The sequence below is a fragment of the Pseudanabaena minima str. Chao 2107 genome (genome assembly GCF_051131155.1).
Classification (GTDB): domain Bacteria; phylum Cyanobacteriota; class Cyanobacteriia; order Pseudanabaenales; family Pseudanabaenaceae; genus Pseudanabaena; species Pseudanabaena minima.
On sequence record NZ_CP159508.1, the window covers coordinates 4997617 to 5024237 of the forward strand.

The window sequence follows — 26621 nt, forward strand, 5'->3', positions numbered from 1 at the left end:
TTTTAGCGAAGAACTTTTGTTCTTGGTGCGTTTGCTTCATTACTTTTTTGGTAAAAAAGCAGTTTTGTCGTTATTTTTGTTTCTTCCTTGGGTAGTATATTGCAGTCAGGTTGGTAAAGTAGTATGTCTGATTCTAAGCAAAGCCGTAAAATTAATCGCTTTTTTGCCGAATTTATTGCCAAGTTAAGAAAATGGCTGAATAAAATTGGTAGCCCAATCCGTATTAGTCGGCGTTTTGTAAGACAATTGCTCGGTGCAACAAAGGGGCAGCGAAAAGGGGGGGCGGCTGGCTTCGTGTTGCCAACTGTGACTTTGGTGACTTTAGTTGTTACCCTGTTAGTGGTAACCACTGTGTCAAGATCTTCTGAACGGGCGCAAACTGCCTCGAATGCTAGAGCAGAACAGGTGTTTCGGAGCGCAGCCACACCTATTGTCGATCGCGCTAGGGCAAAAATTGACGCGCTCTTAAATGATGGCAAACTACCCCGTACTACACCACCTGAGTTGACTTTAGACAGTGTAATTACTAGTGATAGTGGCAAATATACTTTGCCTGATGAAACTCGCTTACAGCTAGTCTATAACTTTAAAAATCCTAATGCCGCAACTCCAAAGATTAATTATACCGACCCTCAAATTGAGAATAGAGAATACGTCTCCACAGCTTGGAAATTCCCAATTGATACTGATAACAACGGGAAATTTGATTCTTTCGGTTTATATAGTATTCTCTTTCGCGCTCGTCCTCCATCTGTTGTCGAGCGCCCTGTAGTTCCCATTGAGTCAAGAGCCTTGCCGATGGATGAAACGACACTCTCAGGAGCCTGTGTGGCTACTGGGGGGGTTACTAATATTGCTGGGGATGGTGGCTGGACAACCTCTAGCGATAACAAACTTCGTAAGTCATTCTTTGTTTATGCTGTTACAGTTCCTATTAAAGATGCAGCAAGTTTTCCAGCTAATGCTGCTGCAAACTATGAAGTTTATAACGGCTTAAATGCCATTAGTGCTGTCGAACTTCAACAAGACCGCGCCCGATCGCCTCAAAATAATAACGCGGTCTTCTTTGAAGGAGATACGGAACTCGTTCGCATCGCCACTTTCCGTTTAAACGGAAGAATGTATAGTGCTGGCAACCTCATGGTTGGCGCGGCACAAAATAACCCTATTACCCTTTTCCAAGTTAGTAGTTCTGGCGGTTCGCTTACTAATACAGCTACTACCAATCCAAATCTATTTGGTTCTTGCTATTACGAGAAAAAGAATAGTGAAATTTTAGTAGCTGGTAATGTTGTAGAAGGTGATGCGGTTACCAGTAATCCTGCTGATTTGTCCAATGCTGCTTCGGGTAAGGTTAATGTGCATCTGTTCCGAGGAGCTGGTGTTCCCCCAGTGGCAGTGGTAAATGGAAGCACTGGCATTAAAGAACTTGATGAAACCAATCAAAGCGTTGATAGCTCAGTAACAGGTAACCTTAGTTCTGACTTAGCTCTTAATGACTTTGCTTACAACAACCGTATTGGTGCACTCGTCGATGCTGCGATCGCTTTGCGCGGCACTGCTACAGTTACCTTCCCATTACCCGCAAACTTTAGCTCTGCCAATATTGTTTATGCGGGTATTAAAGATCCTGCGACGGTACAAGAGGATCTCGTCAAGCGCATTCAAGATGAAGCTCTATCTTCCCAAACAGAGGTAAATGCCGCCAGACGTAGTGCCTATGCTGCTTATTTTGGTGAACGCACTCGCAGGGTTTCTTTCCGTGAAGTTCCATTTAGAGGTACGGATACTTTCCCCAGCCCTTTGCTAACTCCTATCCCTAACGTAGACGCAACTATACCTCCAGAGTTAGCACCACCAGTTAAATGGATGCTACCAATTTATGCTAACTCAGCCTTTGGTAAAGCTGATACAGCCTTCGACCTATCAACGGGAAATGGATTTGATGCGAAGGGTGCAATTTTAGATAGCACTAATGGTTTCACTCTATTAACTACAGGAAATAGGTTGAGACTTGCTGCCATTAATCCAGAGGAGGTAGTAACAACAAATGAGAGGATGTTAGGTGATCGCATTCTGGTAGGTAACGGATTCCCTGCCAAATGGCTCAAGAAGAATATCATTACCAATGCTCTTGAGTTTGTCTCTGACAAAGAAGCTAATGCGATTACTACCAATTCCTCGATATTCTGGAATGCTTCCACTGACCTCTCTGAAGCTACAGCTAGCTCAGTAGAGCGCTACCGCAATACTCGTGCGATTCCCTTAAGTAACCTTGGTGTATCTGATCGTGGTGGTTTCTGGGAAATCTCTGCGGCTCTCGATCCTTCGGTTACAGATCCTGCCAACCTTGCTAGTGCTAAAACTCCTGAATCTTCACCCCGTACTGGTGGATTGCGCGTTGTTACAAACGCAGGTATTTACAGCAGTCTTCCCAAAGATACTTTTTTAAGTAGATTCCGCACAGGTTTTGCTGATGATCGCAGTAGCAACTCAATCCCTACCCTTAACATTGACGAGTCCAGTGTTCCTCTTTGGAATGGTCAACCAATTGACAACCCCATTACTTCTATTGACGAACGTAAGTTTGCTCAACTCAAATGTGATACCTCTCTAGATGTCACTAATCCCAATAGATGCGTAGATGATGGCAGAAATTATGTAGTCTGGCCAGACTCGATGCCAATGACTAGTAATGTCCGATGGCTAGATGTTACAACAACACCATCAAGAGGAACCCCAGGTTATTACACACCAATTACTGGCGGCGATGGATGGAGTACAACCACCGAAAATCGCAAAGGTGATTTGCAGATGAGAGCTACGGCTGTCTATCACTACAAATATGATGCTTTCAATGCGATCGGTGATGCTAATAATTACCAAGCTCCTATTGCCTGTGTTAGCAGCTACTACGATCCATCGACTCCTCTGACCGCAAGAAACGGTCAAGTTCCATCCAGTACAACAACAGTAGTTGATGCACCTTGGAACTTCAATATTCAAGGTCGCTCAAACAATGGACTTGTATATAATGTTGGCAAAACTTCAGCTTCTCTTGATGTCATCTTTAGTGGTATTTCCTACGACACCACAAGTGGCATGTTTTATGACAGTAGTCTGCCAGGAAATGATCCTGTAAATGGAATCTTTAAATTCAAAGATGCTGCTAGAGACCCTAGCAACAATGTTAACAATCCTTATTCAGAAAGACTGGCTTATCAAGCTAACTTGATCTTCCCCAATGGACGTTTTGCGAATGAGCCGTTACGTGAAGTTCTGAAAAAAATTATTGTTGACAAAGGGGTTGCTACAGCAAGTGCAGCAGGATTGACTTTACCTCAACAATCCACTTTGGATTCTAATCTTTGTGCATTACAGATCCTTGATAAGTCTATTTTTCTGGCTAACTCAAGTCCTACTACAGCAACCATTACTCCGCCTATAATCGCTGGAAATACTGCTGTAACCAGTGTTCAACTCCCTCACGGTACTTTCCGTGAAAGCGCTTTCCTTGATGGTAGAGAAGTTAAGTCTCTTAACCGCAATGAGTCTTTGACAGAAGCAGCTAGAGGAAATCAACCTCGTTCCAATACTGTTGCTGACAATGGCTTGGCGATCGCTACTCCCAATCGTGCTGACATTTATGACCTAGAAATTGAGCAACGTCAACCCCTCGAAATTCGAGCAACTGACATTGACATGGATCGGCTCAGAGGTTCACAAATCTCAGGCGGTAATAATTCAGGCGTTGCCACAGACTATCTGCTCCCTTACAGTGGCATTGTCTATGCATCTCGTGAAGATGCCCTCGAAGACCTTAGCTATTATGATGTCGATGGCTCAGGTAATCCCATTGCTACATCCCTAGAAAAGCGTAAAAACCTTAGCTCTACTGACTTCCTACTCGATCCTACTCGCAAGCCTAGCAGCATCCGCTTAATCAATGGTTATCGACTCTGGCGCAGCACTCTCAATACTGCCAATCTTGTTAATGTTGATGGAACAGGAGCAACGGGACTTGTTTCTAGTGCGACTTATGCTAGTTTCCCTTGGACAGAAGCAACTAAGGGTGAAAAAGGCTTAACCCTTGTATCCAATCTACCTGTATACATTAAGGCTCAGAGAGATCCTGTTAATCCTGCTGATACGACTTTAATACCTAGCTTTAATAGACATACACGCGAAGAGTTTACCCAAAGGCTCAATGAGACTTTATCTAATCCCCCTACTGCACCAGAGTTAGCAGCAGTTTGGAATAATTTCTATCAACGACATGCAGACAATGGAGCAACAGATAAGCTTGATCCTAACTTTGCCTGTCGTCCTGGCTCTAACACAAACTGTACACTTGGTGACGAATGGCGACCTGCAACAGTTTTAGCCGATGCAGTGACGGTTCTCTCTGCTAACTATCGCGATGGCTATCGTACTGATGGAGACTATGATCTTCGTAACAATGCCTACACTTCTACTAGTATTAATTGGCAGTCGCAACTTAACCCCAATGGCGAAAAAATTAAGGATAGCAGTTATGTAATCGACTTGCGCCGCAATGGGTTCTTTAATAACAGCTTTGCTACCAGTAGCCCTTGGATTAAGCGTGTTAACTCGGACAACATTGTTCTCACGAATGATCAGACATTATGGATGGGTGATGTCGATCTTACAATTCCACAGAATGGTAATCTCGCTAGCTACAACGCTAATGGTGTAACACCTATTCAGCGTCGGATTAACCATAGAGAATATGGTATGGAGATGTGTCGCAAGATTCCATCTAGTGAATGTACTTTCTCTGATTGGGTGAAGGATGGTGCAGGTACAACGGCTCTGCCAGACTACAGCGCAGTTACAGGTGCAATCACTACTCCTGTAAATGCACCGCGATATATCGCGGATAGTGATAACCGCTATGCGCGTCGGGTTTCATTCTTAAGGTTTGACGACCTTTATAAAGATGGAAATGAACAATTAATATTTGCTGGTAGTTGTACTTCTAGCCCCTTTATCGTTTGGCCAATGCCTATTGGAGTTGTTAATGGAGCCAGTGACACGACTGGATATACTTATCCGCAGGTGATGGGTGGATTAAGCACTCCCTTCCAAACCAGTAATAACCATAGCTATGGAACTGTACCTTGCCCTGAAACGGGAATGTTGGTTGACCTGTCAGTTGTTGCCTCTGATCAGCCTGAAGGACGCAGACGCAATCAGAATAGTCTTGTTGTCCCATTAGAGACTCAACTAGGATCAACTACATTACCTGCTGTTTTCTGGGGAAGTGGAAATGATAATGGTGCTACATCTGTACCAACTCCTACGGGTAGTGTAACTAATAGCAATGATAATACCAGTGGCGTTGCCTATCCTCCTGGCGGGAGCAATCGCAGTACTAACAACGCTGTATACCGTCGCTTTAACTACAATGTCAGCCTCTCCAACCGTGGTCTTTTAGGAACATCGCAAACTGTGCGTGTTAGGGTAACTGTATTTCCAAATAACGTAAACGCTTATGCAGGTGAGGATGGCACGTCTTACACTCGACTTGATAGCCCTGCGCCAACTACTGTGACGACGACAGCCTCAAGTTTCCCTCTAATAGGTGATGCTACAAACAATACTAAAGCTGATTATCTTAACGGTTTTTACAACGCTGGTGCTGCTCCTCTGATCATGCGGAAATCGGATGGAAGTACCTATCCTACTGTGCCAGTTGGTGGTAAGTTGCCGCGTTTGCCAATTGGTGCTGTTAGTGCTGAAACTGTTGACGCTGAAAGTGCCACCTGTCCTGATGGCACTGGTAATCAAAAACAGTACTGTACAATCATCTCTTGGACTGGCCCAACAAATACAACTAACGATCCTACTACTAAGAATCTTGCAGTTTTAGTTGTGCGAGATAGTGCTTTTGAAAACCAAGAAGAATTTGCAGTTAGGATCGATAACTTGAGAGCAAATCCTGCTGTACCTATTGGTTACAATGCTGGCGGACCAGAGCAGATTAGAGGACGAATTCAGCAAGCTAACACGCCTAGCCCTTGTGGAACCGCATCGACTAACTATTATCAAAATAACGATGATGCTCAATTAAATCGTAATGCTTGCCCCACACCAACTCCCACACCAACTCCCACACCAACTCCTACACCAACTCCTACACCAACTCCCACACCAACTCCTACACCAACTCCTACACCAACTCCTACACCATCACCAACGCCTAGTGGTGTGGGCATAGTCAATCCACCCGTCTTTGCTAGTTTGCAAAGATCATCAATTGGTATGTTGAAGTCTTCTATGCCGAAGTCTTCTATGGCGAAGTCTTCCATGCCAATGTCCATGATTATGCCGCCTGCTGCTGCCTATCCATTCCCCACGAACACTTCCAACGTTAATTACAAGCCATTCCGTCCCTTTATCCCTCCTACAGATGTTGGTGCTGGTGGACAAAATGGAACGCGCTATGTATGGGGCAATGACATTAATGGCAATGGTGTGAAGGATGATCCAACTGAAAGAGATGATATCTTCCCAAATATTCCACCACGTCCAGGTCCTTCGGGAGAAATCCCCATGTTGCCAGGTAACCTCGCTTACCCGATTGACAACACTAACAATCAGCACATGACCAATTCCTTGCCAGGAACCGCAGATAAAGCACTATGGTTTAGATCTGCGGGAAGTGCAGGTAACTATCCTGGAGAAGGAGACAACATCCGATATAGCAATGACACTAACCTATTCCTCAACAATCTCAGTTTCCCCCAAATAGGCGGTGGTGCTGGCAGCTTAAGACCTAACTTAAATAGCACAGGCTCATTGGTGTTACCCAATACTGCTTGTATTAATCTAACTAATGGGTTTGTGGACGAGCGCTGTGAATTAGGTAGCTATACCTTTGCCAGCAATACGATCACTCCTCCTACAGGAACGACCCTACTCAATCTCAATCTCCCCTACAATCCTCACTTCCCTTCAGACAACACTGGTGCTGCAAATACTACTAGCTCTACTCAGCCTGCTACTAGCTTTGTGGTTTGTGGTGGCAATGGTAGTACTCGCAGATATCAGGCGATCGAGCGTTCTAACGTAGGTCGATCTGATATTACTAGTGGTAGTTGCTCTCAGGCTGTCAATAGTGCTGGTGAAGCGATTAGAAACTTCATGGGTGATACGACGACCCTATCAGGTTCTCTCCCAAATCTGAGTGGTGGTACAGGTTTACGCAGCGCAAGGCTTGACCCTGCGAATAATGGCGTTTCCGCAGATAAGTTTGTTGGATTAATTCCCAATGATGATGCAAATAGTCTTGGTACGCTAAGTGCGCCCGTTGCTCTCCAAAAAGAGATCAATAAAGGCACGATTAGATTTGAGGCTATTGCCGCGTCAGATATTTTCAGGGCACTCGTTAGTACTACAGGAGCAGTTTTTACCAATGGTCAACCTGTCACCCTATACACCGACAGCAATGATGTCCAACTGCCAAGATTTAATAAGGCTTTTACCTCTGCTAACGCAACTACAGACTTGATTACGGTTACCGATAACCCGTTCACGGCTGGTAATGCAGTTGTCTTCTCAGGAGCAGGAACTCCTCCTGCACCTCTAACTACGGGAACTACTTACTATGTTCGTGAGGTATCAGGTAATAATTTCAAACTGGCTTCAACTCTAAATGGTGATGCGATCGACCTTACTAGTGCTGGTAGTGGTGCGCTGACCTTGACTTCGCAGCTACAAACGGGAGTTACATACTATGTCCGTGAGACCGCAGCGGTTAATGGAGCTACTGGTACACAGGACTTTAAACTTGCCACTTCCCCAACAGCAACGGCGGCGATCGATTTGTCGGATATCGGCACGCCAACTACCGCTGGTGCGAATGGACATCTTAGATTTGGACTAAATCTGGGACTAAGAGCAGTTAATACCTATGCCGACAACCGAGTACAAGTCTATAACCTAAGCAATATAGGTACACTCCTAGGTGATACTCGGACTTTGTCTGGCACGATTACGCTCAGAGCTAACTGCACAACTACAGATCCAGTGACTGGGGTTGCTAGCCCTAGCACCTGCTCACCGACCAGCGATCGACGTGGACCTAGTCCTGTGTTTATCCTGAGAGGTGATGCTAATGAAAACTATGTATTTAATAGTTTGCAAGTCAGACTAGATGGAGTTGATCCTAACAACGTTTTCTGGGTATTCCCTCGTGTTGAACCTGACTACAACTTTACGGCTGTTGCAGGACCTGCCCCAGCATTACCATTGGTAATCACGGCTACAGGCAGTGCTTATCCCAATAACAAACCTATTTTGTTCACAGGAACTACTCTACCAGGCGGATTATCAGCAGGAACTACCTATTATGCAATCAATACAACTAGTCCATTACTTGGTCCTTCATTTAGGCTAGCCGCTTCTCCAGACGGTGGTGCTATTCCCTTTAGTTCTACTGGTAGTGGTACTCTCACTGTAGGTGATGAAGCCAATGTGACTTTCCAAGGTAATGCGTTTAGCCCCAATATTATTACGGGGAACTTCATTGGCACAATGCCAAGCACTGGTTCTAATACTAACAACACGACTGAGCTTGCAGTCAAAGATAAGTTCTCCTCCTTTAGAGGCGTGAGATTCCTTGGATTCCGTACTACTGGTACGGAGATCAATAATGAAACGCTGTTTGTAGCGATGACTGCTGTTGATCAACCTGCGCTCTTGCCTGTGTTACAACTGCATGTTCCCAACCAGACGGCTGCCACGACTAATATCGTTCAGCCTGATCCAGCCACAACTGCTGGTATTAATGGCACACCACAGGGTACTGGTACTGGACAATGGACTATTCGACCTACCAGAACAGAGGTAAATGTGTACTTTGTGGCTGGTAGCACTCCATCGAGAAAAGGCGTAGCCTATACCACTTCTAGTACAATCCCTAATCCTGTGTCATCTGATTTGAGCGTCCAGATAGGTGAAACAGGTGGTGGCTTAGCTAACTTTGTACGGTTCCTTGAAAATTGGGAAAATGTCCCAGTCAAGATTGCGGGCGGTTTCATCCAAAATACCAAGAGTCGCTTTGCTACTGCACCATACACGCCAAGTATGGTTACATCTGACATAGCAGATACCACGACCATATTTATGAATCCATTGCAAACAGGTAAAGGTAATACGAGTGGTGCGATTTTCAGTGGGTATAATCTGCAATATATGTCTAGAACTGTTAATCGCATTCCCTACTATTCTGCACCGATTCGCCTCTGGGGCTATGATGTGGGTCTGTTAACGCAGCAACCCGATCGCTTTGCTGAACGATTTGCCGTACCAATTCCTGGTTCTAATGAGTTCTTTAGAGAGATCAGTGGTGATGATCCTTGGGTTGAGTCTTTGCTCTGTGCCTTGGAGCCAAATGATCCAACCGCAGTAAATGCTGCTGCTGATGTGATTAATGTAGGTAGAGCGCAAAGGGAAGGTACAAGACCTGTTAACTATGTCAGACGTGCCTTGCGTGGTACTGATCGTCGTCCTGTTTGCGATACTTCAACTTACGGTGCAACTACTCCGACTGACACAGTTCCAGCCACTCTGTACGAGTAAAGTCTGCTTTCACTTATAGATCTTCCTAATAGGAAGATCTATAAGTAATCGGAGATAGTTGACTTTATACTCTTGGCAATTAAAATTTTAATTGCATTTCTGATTGCATTTCTAGATGAGTTTTTAAATTGCGTTGTCCTTGTTCTTTGATGATGGTGGGTTATGTTAAATCTAAATTGCAAAGCTGTGGATACCAGATATCGTAAGCCCCATGATGCGATCGCCCCTTCCTTTGCGGGTTATCTGTCCCATATTCTCAAGACAAGGCGATCGCTTGAGTCAGTAGAGGCTGGCTTCACATTGCTAGAGTCTCTAGTGGCGGCTGCCGTCGTCGGCATTTTGATTGTGTCGATCGCGCCGATGGTTGCCCTCTCAACTTCAGCAAGAGTTAATGCGAGAAGGATCGATCAGGCTACTCAAGCTGGAAGGTCATATATTGATGCAGTGAGAGGTGGCGTGATTGATGTAACTAACTTCCCCAATAGTCTAGTTGCTAGCACTCCCAATGCTCAAGATCAATACACATTTGAGGGGATCGCTGCCCCAACTACAACCAGCTTTCCACCCGCCACAATCTGTAACAATACCCTTGCAACTAATGTTCCATCGGGAAAAGTTCCAGGTATTTGTATTGATGCAAATGGCAATGGATTTAGTATTCAAGATCCTCAAGACTTCTTCATTCAGCCCATGCGAAGTGGACCGCTTAGTTCAGTAGCGACAGCTTCAACTGATCTAAGAAGCCAAGGCTTTTGGTTAGCGATTAGGGTTTACCGTGCTGATGCTCTAGCAGGAACTGCACCACTTAGAACTGGGATTGATACTGGAGGAGCTGATACTGGCTGCGTTCAAGGTAGTACCACTCCTTTCGCCAGTACTGCCTCGATTACCTGTCCCATTGTGACAATGCGATCGCAGATTTTCTTGCCAACGGTTAACCCCAAGAATATTGATGACATCAAAAAAGGCATTGGTTCATAACACTAAACAATCAAGGCAGACTGTCCTATGAAAAAACTTCTCTATAAAATAATGGCATCGCGGCAGCGAAAAAGCCCATTGCGATCATCAAAATCCCGTTATCGCAAAGGTTTTGCATCTGGCTTTACCTTGATTGAGTTGTTAGTAGCGGCTTTGATCGCCTCCTTAATGGTGGTGATCATGCTTGGCTTTTTGGTGGGTGTGTTAGATAGCGATCGTAAAGAAACAGTCAAGACAAATGCCCAAGAAGAACTGCAAGCTGCAATTAGCTACATGGCTGATGATGTGCAAGAAGCAATCTATATCTACGGTGCAGAAGGGCTGGCTAGTATAAATGCTCAATTACCACATGCTCAGTCGGGTGCAGGTAATGAGTGCAATCCAACTGGTACAAATACCTGTACGCCTATCTTAGTTTTTTGGAAAAGATTTACTTTTAATCCCGACGCAACTGCAAACTATAGTAATCCAGCAGCTAGTCCCACATCAGAAATTATTGGTTGTATGCCTTATGGAGACGCGACCCTATTAGCAGCTTGTCGTACAGATAGCATTGCTGGCCGTAGAGCCTATGGTCGAGATACATATACCTATGCACTAGTTGCCTATTACCTCAAAAACGATACTGCAAATCCTGAAACTAGCGGTTGGTCAAATACTGCGCGAATTTTGAGATGGGAGATTAAAGATGGATATGTGGCTTATTGCAGTAATGGTGGCACAATTGGTGTGACTACTGGTTGCCCTGCTGCAACTAAGGTTGATACTAGACCAAATTCTACTCTTATCGTCCCTCCCATCGTCCCTGTAGCTTTATCAGACCCTAACAAATACTTTATTTTGCCATCTACAGGCTTTAACCGTCCTGACTTTGCAACACAGGGTGGTCTAGCAGCTTGGAGAAAGTATGCCAACTTTGATTTTGCGGCTAATCCTTTTGTGACTCTTGTGGACTTTATGGATGACACTGCTTACTCAACAACTCAAGGTGGATCTGCCGTAGCGACTGGTACTCCTGCTGCTGCGACGGCTGCATTTAGAATCCCTGTTGGTAGGAATGACACTAGTACGCCTCAGAGAAATCTAGACTGTGATGATCCTTCAGTTGGTGTGGGAACGACAGATTCGGTAAATAACTTTACACAGAGAGTTCCTGCTGATTTTGCTAATTCTGATGGTAGTAATCCTGCTGGGCTAAGTAGCTTTTATGCTTGTGTTTCGCCAAATACAGTTACAGCTAGAATATTTTTGCGTGGTAATGCGATCGCACGTTTGACCACGCCAGCGACCAATAGAGATTTGAGACAGCCCACAGCAACTAATATTACGTTTTTCCCAACCGCCGATGTGCGAATCTTTGGGCGTAGTCAGATCGGTTTAGGTAGATAAAATATAGGGTGAAATCAAAAAAATGTTTACTTCCAATTTTTTTAGTAACCTTACTAGCAGTTTGTCTAGTTTCTTCCGAAACCTGATTAACAAAAATCAGCGCAAATTTCTAGCATTTGTAAATCCTCCAAAACGTCGCGATCGCTATTCAAAATCTCTGGGTTTCACACTTTTAGAGGTTTTAGTGGTGGTGATCATGGTGGGCATTCTCAGTGCGATCGCTGCTCCGGGATGGCTTGGGTTTGTGAATAACCAACGGATTGGTACTTCTCAAAACAAGATTTTTCAAGCGATTAAAGTTGCTCAATCCGATTCAAAAATTCGCAATGCCAGTAGTGCAAATCGAGTCCGCATTACTTTTAGAACTAATCAAACTGACAATGCTTATCGAATAGATAATGTGAGAACTGGTGCTGGTGAGCAGTCTCTAGAGGCTGGAGTAACAATCTCAAGTATAACGCCTGCTGTTTTGCCACCTGGTAATGCTGGTCAACCCTATATAGAATTTGACTCCAGAGGGCTGGTGTATGATCCTAGTAACTTGGTGACCTATCCTATTTGCATCAACTTATCAGTAGCTAACAGTCCTAGAATTAGATGGATTGCGATTAAAACTTTGCTTGGAGCCGTTGTCACAGGTTCTGAAGGTACTTGTTCATAGAATAAATAAAAAAGAGAGGCGGAGCTTTGCTCCGCCTCTCTTTTTTATTTCTATAGATTATCCATGATTGTCAAAAAAATATTATAATTCCCAGATAATTGCAGTTAAAAATCGCAAAAAATCATGGTTAAAGCTGTGAATGGCTATCGAAAACGTAAGCGCGATCGCCGTTCTTCAATCATTGGGTTTACACTGCTTGAAGTCCTTGTTGTGATGGTGATTATTGGTATTTTGGCAGCGATCGCCGCACCATCTTGGTTAGGGTTTGCCAATAACCAAAGGCTCAACTCAGCCCAAAATCAAGCACTGAGTACATTGCGCTTAGCCCAAAGCAATGCTAAACGCACCCAAACCATGTGGCAAGCAACTTTTAGAAACACGCCTAACGGTTCCCAATACGCAGTACACCAAGCTCCTCCGTCATCAATGACGAAAGAATATTGGGACAGTTTGCCTTGGCAAAACTTTGATGGAGGGGTACGGATTATTGAAAATACAGAGACGCAACCAAGGACAACATTTACTCAACTTACCGCAGTTCCAGAACCAGACATCTATCGTGTGCAGTTTAAAGCTCAAGGTAATCCCAATGGTTTAGGGGAGTTAGGTCGGATCACTTTTGGAACTAGAACAGGCGATCGTAAAAAATGCGTGATTATTTCCACAATACTAGGTGCAATGCGTCAAGCTGAAAACTCAGACTGCAATCAAACCTAGATCGAATAGAAGCGCCGCAAAGCGGCGCTTCTATTCGATCTAGTGAATTTCGTAACCGAACAAATTAGGATCGGCTCCGTCTAGCTTTAAATCTGCCAACCCGTATTCAGCCCAGCGTCGCGTCACCATATCCGCTACATCAGGATCGCTCTCTAGAGGATCTCCCCAATCGCGATCAGTTTCAGGATAGATTTTCGTAGTCGCATCAATACCCATGCGTCCGCCTAGTCCTTCCTTTTCACAGGCAAAATCAAGACTATCAAAGGGATTGTCAGGCAAGATAAACACATCGCGAGTAGGGTCAACTTTGGAACTGAGCGCCCAAACTACCATCCTTGGATCACGAATATTGATTGTATGGTCAACCACGATCACAAACTTGGTATAGGTAAATTGGGGTAAGGCACTCCAGAATGCGAGGGCGGCGCGTCTGGCTTGTCCGGGGTAAGCCTTTTTGATGGAAATGATCGCAGCTTTATAGGATAGTGCTTCCATCGGTAAAAAGAAATCGGTGATTTCGGAAACCTGTTGGCGGAGAATAGGCGTATAGATCCGATTTAAGGCGATCGCCATCATTGCTTCTTCCTTAGGAGGCAAGCCGCTAAAAGTAGTGAGATAGATCGGATCTTTGCGATGAGTCATGCAATGGAATCGAATCAGTGGTGCTTGTTCGTTAATACCACCGTAATAGCCCATGTGATCGCCAAAAGGTCCATCGGTTCCCACTTCATGGGGCGTAATCGTTCCTTCCAAAACATATTCAGCACAGGCTGGAACTTCTAAATCAATGGTTTTACATTTAGTAAGTTGTACACCTTCATTGCCATAGAGTCCTGCAAAAATCCATTCCGATAGATCCACAGGAATCGGGGTTGCTGCTGCCATGATTAATACTGGATCAACACCGATCGCGATCGCAATTTCCAGTTTCTTGCCTGCCTCAGTTGCTTTGCGTAAATGTCTGGCTCCACCACGTACTGACAGCCACTGCACGGTCATCGTGTTTTTGGACTGCTGCTGTAAGCGATAGACTCCTACATTAGGAATGCCATTCTCAACATCTTTGGTGATGACTAGTGCTAAAGTCACGGCTCGACCGCCATCTTTGGGGTAGGGCTTAAGAATTGGAATCTGATCGAGATCGACTTCCTCATCTTTTAACACCACATCTTGACAAGGGGCGTTCCCAAAGAGAACTTTTTGGGGGCGGGATTTCACCACATCAAAAAGAATTTTGCCAAATTCGATCGCTTGAGAGATTTTCTTCGGTGGTTTTGGACTTTGCAGTTTCCCTAATTTTGTACCAAGGACTTCTAATTCTGACTGCTCCCTCATGCCCATCGCCCAGCAGACACGCTCTACTGTACCCAATAGATTTACAGCGACGGGTGTTTTGTAACCTTTGACATTCTCAAATAGCAGTGCTGGTCCCGCCGATTGCAATAGGCGATTGCTGATCTCGGCAATTTCTAATTCAGGATCAACAAGAGCTTTGACGCGATGGAGTTGTTTGCGTTCTTCGAGCAGATTGAGAAACGATCGCAGGTCACGGGTCATAGGAGTTTGGTGGCGCTTTGGCAATTAGTCAGTAACCTATTGTAACTAAATGTTACGCACTCCAATCCCAAAAAGATAAAAGGCGGCGCTTCGCGCCGCCTTTTATCTTATAGTCCTAGGGTTTTGGCATATTCACAGTCAGCATTAGCTCCTTCAGCATCACCAATCTTTGCTCTAGCTAAGCCTCTATTGAAATAGGCGGGGGCAGCGTCGGGCGCGAGTTCAATTACCTTGTTATAGTCCTCGATCGCTCCCGCATAGTCTTCGATTTCAGAGCGATCGTAGGCGCGGTTGTAATATGCCTCAGCATAGTTGGGATCAAGAGCAATTGCAGCAGTATAATCGGCGATCGCTCCAGCAAAATCTTCATTTTCGGCGCGTTCCATACCGCGCTCATTGTAGGCTTCTGCGGAATCAAGTTTGTCCGTCATTGCTTTAAAAAGTAATTACTGATTGTGCTTTTCTTCTAAGATATAGCAATAAAACCCAGAAATTAGAAGACTAAGCTTCGCTCAACTTTTTTGATTTTTGTAGTTTTAGGGTCACGTTGATTAAATTAATTACTGTATGAATTTCCAGCCAAAACTACCATTCCTCCATGTCTACAGTAAATTTTTGCAGTTAATTAGCCCATTACAGGCTTGGCGCGAAGGTAGTCGCTTGCTAAGTGCGAGATTTTTGGGATGTTTATTGGTTGTCCTAATCGCAACTTTACCTTTTCTAGAAAATGCTCAAACTGGAGTGATTGGTGGGGCGGTAGCGATCGCTTGGTTGATGTTATGGCTTAGCGATCGGCGTGATGCTGAGGATCAGACTGTGCCAATTTGGACACCAATTCATCTACCTCTAGTGAGCTATTGGGTGATTGCGGTTATAGCTACATTAATTTCGCCTGTGCGTGTAGCGGCGATCGATGGCATGGTCAAGCTCACAATTTACATGTTGGCGTTTGTGTCCATGAGTCGAATGATGCGCTTGGGATGGCGATCAATTTTGATTGCTGCTTATTTAGTCACATCCCTAATATGCAGTGCCTATGGAGTGCAGCAATGGTATCTTGGTGCACCAGAACTAGCTACATGGACTGATCCTACCTCCGAGATTGCAGGAATTACTCGTGTTTATAGCTTTTTGGGCAATCCGAATTTATTTGCAGGGTACTTGATGCCAGCTTTGCCGATGGGTGTCATTGCCGCTATTCACTGGAAAAGTTGGGGTATGAAAGCTCTAGGAGCGATTACTGCAATTATGGGAGCTTTCTGCATTACCCAGTCGCAAAGTCGGGGTGGACTGATGGGATTGGCAGCAGCAGGTTTTACTCTCGCGTTGCTCTTGGTCTATTGGTGGGGCAAGCGTTTACCAACTTGGACTTTACCTGCCACTTTTGGTGGAACCGCAGGAGCGATCGTTTTAGGGACAATTCTCGTTCCCACATTGCGTAAGCGCGTTGGTAGCATTTTTGGAACCGAGGATAGCAGTAACGCCTTTCGCGTTAATGTTTGGCAGTCTGTACTAAACATGATTAAAGCCAAGCCAATTTTGGGGATTGGACCTGGCAATAAGGCTTTTAACTTAGTCTATCCGCAATATCAACGTTCGGGATATAGCGCTCTGGGGGCTTATTCTGTGCCATTGGAACTAACTGTCGAGACAGGAATTATTGGTGTAATTTGCTATGGCTGGCTAATTTTCACGATCTTGAGCCAAGCATGGATTGCACTTAATCGCTTGAGAAGCGATCGCGACTCTAGTGGCTTATGGATCATCGCAGCGATCGCGACTATTGTGGGGATGATAGCCCATGGCTTAGTAGATACTGTTTGGTATCGCCCTCAAGTGCAATTACTCTGGTGGTTGGCGATCTCGATCGCCAGTAGTTTCTATATCGCTCCAATCAAAAATGAAGAATAAAATGGCTATGCCATGTTGTGTTTTTCTCTAACTTCGCTTTGCCAAGCTTATGGCAAGACCAAAGAAATTTTAAAGGCGTTGCTAAGCAACGCCTTTAAAATTTCTTTGATGTTAAGTAGCTGAGCATAAGTAAACTAAAAAACCAGATTGCTGTGTCGCCCGCGTAGCGGGCGACACAGCAATCTGGTTTTGGTTTATAACTATGCCGAGCTACTTAGCAAAGTTTCCCTTATCCATTTTTAAGCTTCTGAACTCTCTCCAAATCGCGCTTAACTTCAAAACTAAGTTCACGATTTTTAGGATCTGTATTCAGGGCTTTATTGAGATAGATTTCGGCTTCGCGTAGTTTCCCTGCCAAAATTAATTCGCTACTCCAGCGATGATAAGTTACCGCTTGCCAATGGATTACCTCAGGTGAATTAGGAAATCTCTCACTCATTCCCTCGACAACAGCGATCGCCACTACATATTTTTTCTGCTTTAATAAATCCTGCACACGCCGCAGCATATCCAATTTGAGTTTTAGCTCTGGATCGCTATTAATTGGATCGACTTGATTGTTGACTTGCTTTACCTCAATTTTGATTTTGGGATGAGGCTGAGGTTTGGTGGGGGGAGTTGCTTTAGGAGGAGGTGGTGCAGCCTGATATGGGGAAGCATTTGTCGTCGATTTTTTGGCAAACAACTCCTTATTCAAATCTTCCTTGTCAGAATCTTTGAGCATTTTGTAAGCTTCCTGTACTAGACGAAACTTATCCGTCGCTGTTGGATCATTTTGATTGACATCAGGGTGATACTTACGAGCAAGGCGACGATAGGCAACCTTAATATCATCCAAGGTCGCATTGCGGGGTACTCCCAAGAGTCGATAGCATTCGGATAAGTGCATGAAGTGAAATTTAATTATTTAAGAAGCCGATAACAGGACTGGTTAAAAATTTATGGCTATTCTGGCTTTTTGCGAATTGAATATTTCCCTTTGGTTGTAATTGGCGATCCCTTATTTGCTTCTACCAGTTTGATGTACTTATCCAGAGCTTCCTCCTTAGTTGCATGTTCAGAAATAACATGCACTTTACGGCTTCCAGATATTTCGAGGACAACTTGGTGCATAAGTAAATAGTTAGGGAATAGCCTTAAAACTGTAGAAGATAGTTTAGCAAATATAAACCGATAAAGTAAAAGGGGCGCATTGCGCCCCTTTTACTTTATGAAGATTATTAGAGATTTAGCGCTTTGCAAATTTCTTAGTTAGCTTACGCAAACGAATTGACTCAGGTGTGACCTCAAGGATTTCATCGGGACCGATGTATTCCAAAGCGCGTTCCAGACTCATTTCGATCGGTGCTTGCAACTGGACGATGTCATCAGCACCAGCCGCACGCATGTTGGTAAGCTGTTTGCTCTTACAGACGTTTAGCTCCATATCTTGAGGACGATTGTTTTCACCAATGATCATGCCCTTATAAACCTTAGTACCTGGTTTAATAAAGAACACCCCACGATCCTCCGCATTCTTCAAGGAGAATTCTGTAGCTACACCTTCTTCAAAGGAAATTAAGACACCATTGCGTCGGGCGCTAATTTCACCTGCGGCAGGACGGTAATCGAGGAAGCTATGGTTCATGATGCCAGCACCACGAGTCGCACGCATAAAGTCCCCACGGAAGCCAATCAAACCACGCGCAGGAACGACAAACTCTAACTGAGAACGACCACCAGCCGACATTTGCATATCGATCATTTCTGCGCGGCGCTGACCGAGACGCTCGATGCAGCCACCAACAGCATCTTCAGGTACATCGAGAACTAGACATTCGTAAGGTTCACACTTTTGACCGTTAAGTTCGCGATAAATAACTTGAGGCTGAGTAACTTGGAATTCGTAGCCCTCGCGTCGCATGGTTTCAATCAAAATGCCGAGGTGTAATTCACCACGTCCTGATACAGCAAAGCGATCAGGAGATTCGGGATCTTCTTGAACACGCAAAGCAACGTTGGTTTCGAGTTCACGTAAGAGGCGATCGCGTACTTGACGAGTAGTAACCAATTTGCCTTCTTGACCCACAAATGGTGAATCGTTAACGCAGAAAGTCATTTGTAAGGTTGGCTCATCGACCTTGATCATCGGCAAAGCTTGAGGCTCATTAGGGCAAGTGATCGTTTCGCCAATGTTAGCAGTGGCAAAGCCTGAAACAGCGACAATGTTGCCTGCTGAAGAGGTTTGCAATTCAACACGCTTAAGACCGTCAAACCCTAATAGCTTAGTAATTTTACCTTTCGTGAGTGAGCCATCTTCAGAGATGAGAGCTGCTTGCTGCCCAGAAGTAATAGTACCGTTGTGAATTTTGCCAATTACAATCCGACCAAGATATTCTGAATAATCAAGGGTGGTAACTTGCAACTGCAAAGGCTTTTGAGGATCGCCAACAGGTGGAGATACGTGGTGCAAGATCGCTTCAAATAGAGGCTTCATATCAACATTGGGGTCTTCTAACTTTTCTTTGGCAAAGCCACCCATTCCTGAAGCAAATAGATAAGGGAAATCGCACTGGTCATCATCTGCTCCGAGTTCGAGGAACAGATCGAGGACTTTACTAACAGCTACGTGAGGATCGGCAAATTCGCGATCGATCTTGTTGATTACGACCATTGGACGCAAGCCTTTTTCTAGCGCTTTTTTCAATACAAAGCGAGTTTGAGGCATTGGTCCTTCATTGGCATCGACGATTAACAAGCAACCCTCAACCATGCCGAGTACGCGCTCAACTTCGCCACCAAAGTCAGCGTGTCCTGGGGTGTCAACGATATTGATCAGCGTATCTTTGTATTTAACGGCAGTATTTTTAGAAAGGATGGTAATACCGCGCTCACGCTCTAAGTCGTTGGAGTCCATCACGCATTCGACAAGGGCTTCTCCTTCGCGAAAAGCGCCAGACTGTCTGAGGAGTGCGTCAACTAAAGTGGTTTTGCCGTGATCGACGTGGGCGATGATGGCGACATTACGAATAGGGAGAGACATGGGTGATGTATCGAGTTGATCGAAAAACTTATTATTTCTTTATCTATTATGCGTGAATTTGTCAAAAAACTTTGTATTTATGACCACTTGTAGTAATCCCTAATACAAAAAGAAAGGCGGCACTTAGTAATATTGCGATGTAATATTGCGATCGCCAGTCAAAAGCAAAACCCAAAAGAGAGTGGCGGCGCTCCGCGCCGCCACTCTCTTTTGGGTTTTATGTCCTAATACACAAAGCTTTGGCTACAGAGGGCTTAACCCACTTTGTTGAAGTAAGTTAAAGGAGTCTTTGAAGATCATCACTACACCTAGACCGAGCAGAATTACCAAACCTCCTTGCATAACATTATTTTGTAATTCTTCAGGCAGAGGCTTGCCACCGCGCAAGGCTTCAATGAGTAAAAACACTAACTGACCACCATCGAGAGCGGGCAAAGGCAAGATATTAATGATCGCAAGGTTAATACTAATAATCGCGGTGAAATCAAACAATGCTGCCGCATCTGACTTAACTAACTCTGAACCCATCGCCACGATCGCTACAGGGCCCGATAATTGTGAAGCTGTATTTTGGAAATTAGTAGCCAATTGTTTTAAGCCTTGAATCGTCATCACCACTAAGCGCTCAAAACTCTGAGTGGCATTATCGAAAGCTTCCCCAATATTATGTACGGAACGGCGATGGGGCTTGCCCGTAAAGTCTAGTCTCACGCCGATACGACCTTTACCTGATTCGCCATCAGGCAAGATGGGTATTTCCAGCAATTTGCCGTCACGCATCACTTTCAAGTCAACGTTTTGATTGGCATTTTTGGAAATCAAAGTTTGAAAGCGATCAAGAGTAGTTAGACTCGTGTCAAATTTTGTACCATTTGCTGATAAGACGATATCGCCAGCTTGTAAACCTGAAACGGCAGCAGGTGCATTTGCATCAAGGATTTTTGTAATTCTTACTCCTGGTTGATCGACTGTACCGATACCAACGCTAATAGTCATTACTAATAAGACTAAGTAAGCAAAGACAAAATTGGCGATTACACCTGCACTGATTACGATCGCACGATCCATGATTGGACGATTTCTCATTAAGTTGGGATCATCCGCAGAAATGTTGCTCTCTTCATCATCATCAGGAAAGCCAACATAACCACCAAGGGGAATTGCCCGCAGTGCATACTCTGTTTGTTTACCTTGATATTTCCACAACACGGGACCAAAACCAATCGAAAATCGATTGACATGAATGCCCTGTGCACGGGCAGCCATAAAGTGACCGAGTTCGTGAACCAAAATCAGAATCGCAAGAACGGCAATGGCGGGCAATGCTGACATAATCTTCGCTCTAAAAATTTAGAATTTTAATGTTGTATGCAATACATAAAGATTGCTTAGTTTGCGATCGTAGCACAACGAAAATGTCAAATGCTTGACAAAGATTTTTGCGCTTCGTCCAACCAAAAGAATGTCAAGACCCTATAAGCCTCAATACTTTTTTAATTATTGGATGAGTTGTATTATAAAAACTTATGTTAAGATTAATGTATATACGTAATAAATTATTTCAATTGATTAACTTTTGTTAACTAGGTGCGCCGACATGAACAACACTACTCGCATTGCTGCTGCTATCTCTCGCCTAGTTTTGAGTTCAGACTCAGCACCTGTATCGCTGACACAAGGTGCATTGTTGCTCCTGAGAGTTGTTTTAGGTACGGTCATGGTGCATCACGGGTTCGATAAGCTTGATGATATATCTGATTTTGCAGAATCCTATGTAGCAGCTATTGGTATTCCATTTCCTATCTTTTTTGCATACTGTGCAGCGATTACAGAAGTAGTTGCTTCTCCACTACTAGCCTTAGGTTTTTTAACTAGACCAGCTGCTTTAGGGCTATTTGCAACCATGTTGGTAGCCAACTATCATCATATTTTGACTAGTGGCTTCTTTATTCCGTCGCTAGAGCTGTCATTACTTTACGCTGCGTCTTTTGCATTTTTTGCCATTTATGGCGGCGGCAAATATTCGATCGATACGTTGATTGCTAAAGCCTTAGATAAATTTTTGTCAGTTCCTGCTGGGGTTGACGCGATCGCTGAATCCGTAAAAGTGACTATTAACAAGTAGATTTTTAACTAAACAAGAAAAAAAGGACGCAAAGCGTCCTTTTTTTCTTGTTTGAACATTTCTAAACTAAAAAAACTAGGTGTTATAAAACACTTAGTTAAGTATTTATTCCCTATAGATTGTTGACTATTATTTATAGGTTTTATTTTTACAAAAGCGATCGCCGATCAGATCTTTAGTGATTGTTACAATTTATAGAAAATTGTATTTTATACTACGGTTTTTTATATAGCTATAGCCACCTGTATCAGGACAAATCAAAAACCAAATAATATGATGCGGCGCGAAGCGCCGCATCATATTATTTGGTTTTTATGTCCTAACAAGAATGGAGACAGCTATAAGTGAATTAATCAACAATATTCTCAAATAAATGGCTTAAACCTGCTAAAACTCATAGTGCATAGGTATTACTTCTCATTTCAGATTTTTATAGCAATTATCGATTAAACATACTACAAGAGATTTTTTGAAAAGCCTGCAAAGCAATACTCTCAAAAAATCTCTTGGTTTGTGTTTAATAGCAAAGTACTGCAATTTGCTGAGATAGCGTAAATATTTTCAAGATCAGCGACTAATTGAAGATGACTACGCTAGAATATGTGCGGATGAGTATTTCTAGATCGCATGTTTGTTTTCAGTATTGACAGTCGTCTTCTGTTTCATCGTGTCAGCCTTCTTTCCGAAATCTCTATCTCTACACATATCTGATTGTTGAAGCAAGTATTATGTCTATTTATGTTGGTAATCTCTCTTACGAGGTTACAGAAGATGATTTGAAAGCTGTATTTGCAGAATATGGCAAAATCACCCGCGTTCATCTACCGATTGATCGTGAGTCTGGTCGTCCACGCGGTTTCGCTTTTGTGGAAATGACTGATGAAAAAGAAGAAGATGCAGCGATCGATGCACTAGACGAAGCGGAATGGATGGGTCGTGCGCTCAAGGTGAATAAGGCTAAGCCTCGCGAAAGCTCTGATTCCTTTGGCGGAGGCAGAGGTGGCTTCAAGGGTGGCGGTGGTCGTCCTTCTGGCGGTGGCGGCGGTCGTCGTTACTAAATAAAAAAGAAGCGGTGCATTACACCGCTTCTTTTTTAGCTAAAAGGGGGACGCTTTGCATCCCCCTTTTAGGTTTGTGAATTGATGGCACGGCGCAAAGCTGCGCCATCGCCAATAATTCCTAAATTTTGAATGATTTGATGCTTTCTAGCTTCTTCGAGCTTGTTAAGGTCATTGTAGTTAACCCAAGCAATGCAATCAACTGGACAAGTATCGATCGCCTCTTGCACCAATTCTTCCTCATCGCCATCTTGGGCAATTACCCTAGCGCGTCCATAGTCTTCTTCTAAAAAGAAAGTACCACTAGCAGTATGGGCGCAATGACCGCAACCGATACAGACTGTTTCATCAACAAATACGGCATTTTGCCGCAATTCTCCGCCAAGCTCTGGTTCAAAGCCAGAGCGATCGCTCATTTCTGGCTCTGAACTAGTTGTTATCGCTGTTTCTACAGGCGAATTATCCATTCCAACGTTGGAGAACGAGACGTACTGAGCCATCTTCACGGACTTGCTGCTCCGCTAGGCTAAAGCCCTGTTGAGTTGATTCACCCATAACTGTAGCGATCGCATAGCCTTGAGTGACCTTGCGTAAGAAGCTCTCGACAGTCCAAGGCTGTTGCCAAAACTGCATATCAGCAACTAGGGCATATTCAGACCCATTCCACTGAAAGCCTACATCATAACCATTTGCTTGCTCAATTACCACTTCCGCCGATGTGGTCGTGCCTTCATGTCCGCGCATGGGGGAAGCCCCAGACTTCCAGTTGATTCCTAAATCAGTGAGAGCCTTTTGCAAAGGTTCAAGACTGCGGATTTGGGTTTTTACTTGGCTAAAATGTGACATAAGGGTTATCCTGACTACGACTAAATGGCTAATGGACAAAAATTTTTATTTTATAAAATGAAACATTGGATTTTCTGTGTTTTATTGCCATTGGCTAAAGCTAGAAGCGTCCATGTCTGACAAGCGATCAAGTTGCGTAGCCGACTGAGATGTGAACTGCTGCTGAGCAAAGTTTTCGGATGTTAACTCGCGATGAGCCACGATACCGAGCTTTGCTTCGATCGCTGCCGTCACCTCAGCACAACTAGAACCGACAATGCCTGTGACGCGCTCTTCGACTCGTCCATCTGGGTAAATAATGAATTCCAGAGTTTCCATGCTGGTTCTAGCTATTGAGTTACTAGACAGTTTGACTCAAAGTTTATAGAAACGTCAAGAAGTTGGATGTGAAAATCAAAATGCTTTTCTAATGCTTGTAATAGAGCGATCGCAATGATTAGTAAGGATTTTCAGCTTTTTACGAACTAATTAAATTTATTTTAAGTTTCTTGATCAGATCTAAATGTCATCAAGACATATCTTAAGGAATAGTAGGAATAGTCCTTTCAAAGGGAAATTGTGGATCGAGGACTTGGGTGATCGCATAGGTGCATTCTAAATGTAAGCCATAACTAATTAGCTCCCTTTAGGAATGAAAATTAATTAACTTGTGCAATTAAAACCAAAATTTGTTGTGGCGGGCGAAGCCCGCCACAACAAATTTTGGTTTTAATTAATTTTCATTCCTTACTAGCTTGCCATACCTCATATCTATAGAGACTGCAGTTTTGGATTTGTCTCGGCTTGCCTCAATCGGAAAAGTTGCGATATCACCTCGGAGAATTGGTTTCTCAAAAAAGCAAGGACAAGAGAGTAAGGTCGTCGTAATTGGTAAAATCCACACCCTAGTCCTAATCTCAGTGGAGTAATAACCACATTCAGTCCGACTATCAGGCGGAAAACAGGTGTTTTCGTAGATATAGAGAGTTGTGGGTAAGTCTTGAAATTGATACGTGGCGACGGGACGGTAGTCCAGATAGGCAAACGCTAAGTTGACTAACAAAAAAAATGGTACTACCAAAGTAAAAATTGCTAAAAATGGAAAAAAGACAAATGGGCGAAATAAGATAACTCTCTGTTTACGAGCAGTCTGCGATCTCCATCTGAAGGCAAACCCTATAACCATAATTAAAAATATCAATACAGCGATCGGCTTGACTATTTCCCAAGTAGGGATCATCTGCACAAAGCTCATACCAACAAGTGCTGGTAGGCTAGATACAATAATTAACTGCTTTAGATATTGAGAATTTGTAAATGCTTGTTTAATTAATTCGATGAAGAAAAGCCTCATACGTTTGTGGAGCCAAGCTCGCACTCAAATTCTAGTTTGGTATATCGTTTTAATGTCGGTTTCTACAGTAGTTGCTATTGGGGCTATTCGTCATACTCTATTTGTAGAGTTAGATGCACGAGTTAAAAACTCTATGTATCAAGAGCTAGAAGAGTTTAAACGCCTGCATTCGGAGCATAGGCTGATAGAAGGAGACACTTTAGCTGAAAATGTAGCCACGTTATTCGATGTATTCCTATCGCGCAACGTGCCAGAGGATGACGAATTCTATATTACGATTCTAGATGGACGCTTCTATGATGCTAGCTCAAGAGCTTTGCCTAAATTATTGCAACCTGATGGACAGTTAGTTAAACAATTAGAAAAAATCACGCTCCAAGAGTTTAGGCAAAATGCAACTCCAGAAGGAGAAATTGTTTACTTAACTTATCCAATCTATTTTGGAGAGAGATTTAAGGGCGTATTTGTAGTTGTGCATATTACTACGGGGGAGCGAGAGGAAGTTCAAGACATGCTGGTTGCGATCACGAATATTATGCTGTGGGTTCTGGTGATTGCATCTGTGATTGCTTGGTTAACGGCAGGACGCATTTTAAAGCCATTACAGTCGTTGACCAAAGCTGCACGTAGTATTAGTGAGTCTGACTTAACCCAACGTATTGTCATTAAAGGGAATGGGGAGGTCATGGAGTTAGCCAATACTTTTAACGACATGATGGAGAGGCTTGAGCGAGCATTTACGAACCAGCGTCAATTTACCAATGATATCGGACATGAACTTCGCACTCCTATCACCATCATTCGGGGTCACCTTGAACTGATGGGGGATGATCCTCAAGAACAGCGTGAGGCGATCGCATTGGTTATAGATGAATTAGATCGCATGGCTAGTTTAGTTAACGACTTGATCTTGCTTGCCAAATCTGAACAACCTGCTTTTTTGCGATTAGAGTCGATCTCCCTCAATCTATTGATGTCTGAGCTATATGCAAAGTCTCAAGCGATCGCGCCGCGACAATGGCAACTGAATGCGATCTCAGATGGTCAAATTTATGGCGATCGCTATCGCATTACCCAAGCAGTGATGAATTTGGTTCTCAATGCCACGCTGCATACACACCCAAGCGATCGCATTATCTTGGGTGCTGCTATCACTAATACAGAAGTGCAAATCTGGGTTGAAGATACGGGCGAAGGTATTTCCCTAGAGGATCAACCACATATTTTTAAGCGCTTTAGTCGTGGCAACCACCACCAAATCCGTGGAGCCGATGGTTCTGGTTTGGGGCTAGCGATCGCCCAGTCGATTGTCCATGCTCACGGTGGCTCGATTAGACTTCAGAGCAATTTGGGAACTGGATCGACCTTTACTGTCGTCTTACCCAAATAAGGGCTTCGCAGTAAAATAAGAACCC

General features: G+C 43.8%; 19 protein-coding genes. 9 read left to right on the forward strand and 10 right to left on the reverse strand.

Translation table 11 applies throughout. The annotated features are described in order from the left end of the window. Nucleotides 1-123: 123 nt before the first annotated feature. The 5 genes from hpsA to ABM313_RS22610 all read left to right on the forward strand — a co-directional run bounded on the left by hpsA (nucleotide 124) and on the right by ABM313_RS22610 (nucleotide 13354). Complete coding sequence (gene hpsA, locus ABM313_RS22590; RefSeq protein ID WP_434685373.1) at nucleotides 124-9606, forward strand: hormogonium polysaccharide biosynthesis protein HpsA; 9483 nt, start codon at nucleotides 124-126, stop codon at nucleotides 9604-9606. 186 nt (nucleotides 9607-9792) lie between these two features. Further along, nucleotides 9793-10587: a prepilin-type N-terminal cleavage/methylation domain-containing protein gene (locus tag ABM313_RS22595; RefSeq protein WP_434685374.1), complete on the forward strand. Its 795-nt coding sequence runs from the start codon at nucleotides 9793-9795 to the stop codon at nucleotides 10585-10587. 51 nt (nucleotides 10588-10638) lie between these two features. Next, on the forward strand, nucleotides 10639-11976 hold the full coding sequence (gene hpsC, locus ABM313_RS22600; protein ID WP_434685375.1) for a hormogonium polysaccharide secretion pseudopilin HpsC: 1338 nt from the start codon (nucleotides 10639-10641) through the stop codon (nucleotides 11974-11976). A 22-nt stretch (nucleotides 11977-11998) separates the two neighbouring features. Continuing rightward, nucleotides 11999-12637, forward strand: coding sequence for a pilus assembly FimT family protein (locus ABM313_RS22605; protein ID WP_434685376.1), 639 nt, complete (start codon nucleotides 11999-12001; stop codon nucleotides 12635-12637). A 123-nt stretch (nucleotides 12638-12760) separates the two neighbouring features. Next, complete coding sequence (locus ABM313_RS22610; protein ID WP_434685377.1) at nucleotides 12761-13354, forward strand: pilus assembly FimT family protein; 594 nt, start codon at nucleotides 12761-12763, stop codon at nucleotides 13352-13354. A 39-nt stretch (nucleotides 13355-13393) separates the two neighbouring features. On the opposite strand, the gene ABM313_RS22615 is transcribed toward ABM313_RS22610, so the two are convergent. Beyond that, nucleotides 13394-14911: a UbiD family decarboxylase gene (locus ABM313_RS22615; protein ID WP_434685378.1), complete on the reverse strand. Its 1518-nt coding sequence runs from the start codon at nucleotides 14909-14911 to the stop codon at nucleotides 13394-13396. Nucleotides 14912-15018: 107 nt separating this feature from the next. Then, a complete protein-coding gene (locus ABM313_RS22620; protein WP_434685379.1) occupies nucleotides 15019-15342 on the reverse strand; it encodes a tetratricopeptide repeat protein in 324 nt (107 codons plus the stop codon). A 136-nt stretch (nucleotides 15343-15478) separates the two neighbouring features. On the opposite strand from ABM313_RS22620, the gene ABM313_RS22625 reads away from it, so the two are divergent. Continuing rightward, on the forward strand, nucleotides 15479-16822 hold the full coding sequence (locus tag ABM313_RS22625; protein WP_434685380.1) for an IctB family putative bicarbonate transporter: 1344 nt from the start codon (nucleotides 15479-15481) through the stop codon (nucleotides 16820-16822). 229 nt (nucleotides 16823-17051) lie between these two features. Here the strand turns inward: ABM313_RS22625 and ABM313_RS22630 are convergent, their stop codons facing one another. The 4 genes from ABM313_RS22630 to rseP form a co-directional block, all read right to left on the reverse strand. Next, on the reverse strand, nucleotides 17052-17711 hold the full coding sequence (locus ABM313_RS22630; RefSeq protein ID WP_434685381.1) for a J domain-containing protein: 660 nt from the start codon (nucleotides 17709-17711) through the stop codon (nucleotides 17052-17054). Nucleotides 17712-17767: 56 nt separating this feature from the next. Then, nucleotides 17768-17935 carry a hypothetical protein gene (locus tag ABM313_RS22635; protein WP_176453035.1) on the reverse strand — a complete coding sequence of 56 codons (168 nt, stop codon included), beginning with the start codon at nucleotides 17933-17935 and terminating at the stop codon, nucleotides 17768-17770. Nucleotides 17936-18050: 115 nt separating this feature from the next. Beyond that, nucleotides 18051-19844 carry a translational GTPase TypA gene (typA, locus tag ABM313_RS22640; protein ID WP_434685382.1) on the reverse strand — a complete coding sequence of 598 codons (1794 nt, stop codon included), beginning with the start codon at nucleotides 19842-19844 and terminating at the stop codon, nucleotides 18051-18053. A gap of 243 nt (nucleotides 19845-20087) precedes the next feature. Beyond that, nucleotides 20088-21176 (reverse strand): RIP metalloprotease RseP, encoded by a 1089-nt coding sequence (rseP, locus tag ABM313_RS22645; RefSeq protein ID WP_434685383.1) that lies wholly within the window; start codon nucleotides 21174-21176, stop codon nucleotides 20088-20090. Between the two features lie 265 nt (nucleotides 21177-21441). Between rseP and ABM313_RS22650 the strand changes: the two genes are divergently transcribed. Then, the gene (locus ABM313_RS22650; protein WP_434685384.1) at nucleotides 21442-21969 is read left to right on the forward strand and encodes a DoxX family protein; all 528 of its coding nucleotides are present in this window, start codon (nucleotides 21442-21444) and stop codon (nucleotides 21967-21969) included. A gap of 728 nt (nucleotides 21970-22697) precedes the next feature. Further along, the gene (locus ABM313_RS22655; RefSeq protein ID WP_434685385.1) at nucleotides 22698-23027 is read left to right on the forward strand and encodes an RNA recognition motif domain-containing protein; all 330 of its coding nucleotides are present in this window, start codon (nucleotides 22698-22700) and stop codon (nucleotides 23025-23027) included. A 68-nt stretch (nucleotides 23028-23095) separates the two neighbouring features. Here the strand turns inward: ABM313_RS22655 and ABM313_RS22660 are convergent, their stop codons facing one another. The 4 genes from ABM313_RS22660 to ABM313_RS22675 form a co-directional block, all read right to left on the reverse strand. Further along, entirely contained in the window at nucleotides 23096-23494 is a 399-nt protein-coding gene (locus tag ABM313_RS22660) for a ferredoxin (RefSeq protein ID WP_434688571.1), read from the reverse strand. Continuing rightward, nucleotides 23487-23873, reverse strand: coding sequence for a DUF1257 domain-containing protein (locus ABM313_RS22665; protein ID WP_434685386.1), 387 nt, complete (start codon nucleotides 23871-23873; stop codon nucleotides 23487-23489). The genes ABM313_RS22660 and ABM313_RS22665 overlap by 8 nt, the downstream gene beginning before the upstream one ends. 81 nt (nucleotides 23874-23954) lie before the next feature. Beyond that, a complete protein-coding gene (locus ABM313_RS22670) occupies nucleotides 23955-24191 on the reverse strand; it encodes a DUF2997 domain-containing protein (protein ID WP_434685387.1) in 237 nt (78 codons plus the stop codon). A 394-nt stretch (nucleotides 24192-24585) separates the two neighbouring features. Beyond that, nucleotides 24586-25206 carry a hypothetical protein gene (locus ABM313_RS22675; RefSeq protein ID WP_434685388.1) on the reverse strand — a complete coding sequence of 207 codons (621 nt, stop codon included), beginning with the start codon at nucleotides 25204-25206 and terminating at the stop codon, nucleotides 24586-24588. A gap of 52 nt (nucleotides 25207-25258) precedes the next feature. Between ABM313_RS22675 and ABM313_RS22680 the strand changes: the two genes are divergently transcribed. Beyond that, on the forward strand, nucleotides 25259-26596 hold the full coding sequence (locus ABM313_RS22680) for a sensor histidine kinase (protein WP_434685389.1): 1338 nt from the start codon (nucleotides 25259-25261) through the stop codon (nucleotides 26594-26596). Nucleotides 26597-26621 lie beyond the last annotated feature (25 nt).

Bases quoted from the DNA above. Each gene is read 5' to 3' on its own strand.
- hpsA (WP_434685373.1), top strand. From the start codon at position 124: ATGTCTGATTCTAAGCAAAGCCGTAAAATTAATCGCTTTTTTGCCGAA.
- hpsC (WP_434685375.1), top strand. From the start codon at position 10,639: ATGGCATCGCGGCAGCGAAAAAGCCCATTGCGATCATCAAAATCCCGT.
- ABM313_RS22605 (WP_434685376.1), top strand. From the start codon at position 11,999: ATGTTTACTTCCAATTTTTTTAGTAACCTTACTAGCAGTTTGTCTAGT.
- ABM313_RS22610 (WP_434685377.1), top strand. From the start codon at position 12,761: ATGGTTAAAGCTGTGAATGGCTATCGAAAACGTAAGCGCGATCGCCGT.
- ABM313_RS22615 (WP_434685378.1), bottom strand. From the start codon at position 14,911: ATGACCCGTGACCTGCGATCGTTTCTCAATCTGCTCGAAGAACGCAAA.
- ABM313_RS22620 (WP_434685379.1), bottom strand. From the start codon at position 15,342: ATGACGGACAAACTTGATTCCGCAGAAGCCTACAATGAGCGCGGTATG.
- ABM313_RS22625 (WP_434685380.1), top strand. From the start codon at position 15,479: ATGAATTTCCAGCCAAAACTACCATTCCTCCATGTCTACAGTAAATTT.
- ABM313_RS22630 (WP_434685381.1), bottom strand. From the start codon at position 17,711: ATGCACTTATCCGAATGCTATCGACTCTTGGGAGTACCCCGCAATGCG.
- ABM313_RS22635 (WP_176453035.1), bottom strand. From the start codon at position 17,935: ATGCACCAAGTTGTCCTCGAAATATCTGGAAGCCGTAAAGTGCATGTT.
- typA (WP_434685382.1), bottom strand. From the start codon at position 19,844: ATGTCTCTCCCTATTCGTAATGTCGCCATCATCGCCCACGTCGATCAC.
- rseP (WP_434685383.1), bottom strand. From the start codon at position 21,176: ATGTCAGCATTGCCCGCCATTGCCGTTCTTGCGATTCTGATTTTGGTT.
- ABM313_RS22650 (WP_434685384.1), top strand. From the start codon at position 21,442: ATGAACAACACTACTCGCATTGCTGCTGCTATCTCTCGCCTAGTTTTG.
- ABM313_RS22655 (WP_434685385.1), top strand. From the start codon at position 22,698: ATGTCTATTTATGTTGGTAATCTCTCTTACGAGGTTACAGAAGATGAT.
- ABM313_RS22660 (WP_434688571.1), bottom strand. From the start codon at position 23,494: ATGGATAATTCGCCTGTAGAAACAGCGATAACAACTAGTTCAGAGCCA.
- ABM313_RS22665 (WP_434685386.1), bottom strand. From the start codon at position 23,873: ATGTCACATTTTAGCCAAGTAAAAACCCAAATCCGCAGTCTTGAACCT.
- ABM313_RS22670 (WP_434685387.1), bottom strand. From the start codon at position 24,191: ATGGAAACTCTGGAATTCATTATTTACCCAGATGGACGAGTCGAAGAG.
- ABM313_RS22675 (WP_434685388.1), bottom strand. From the start codon at position 25,206: ATGAGGCTTTTCTTCATCGAATTAATTAAACAAGCATTTACAAATTCT.
- ABM313_RS22680 (WP_434685389.1), top strand. From the start codon at position 25,259: ATGTCGGTTTCTACAGTAGTTGCTATTGGGGCTATTCGTCATACTCTA.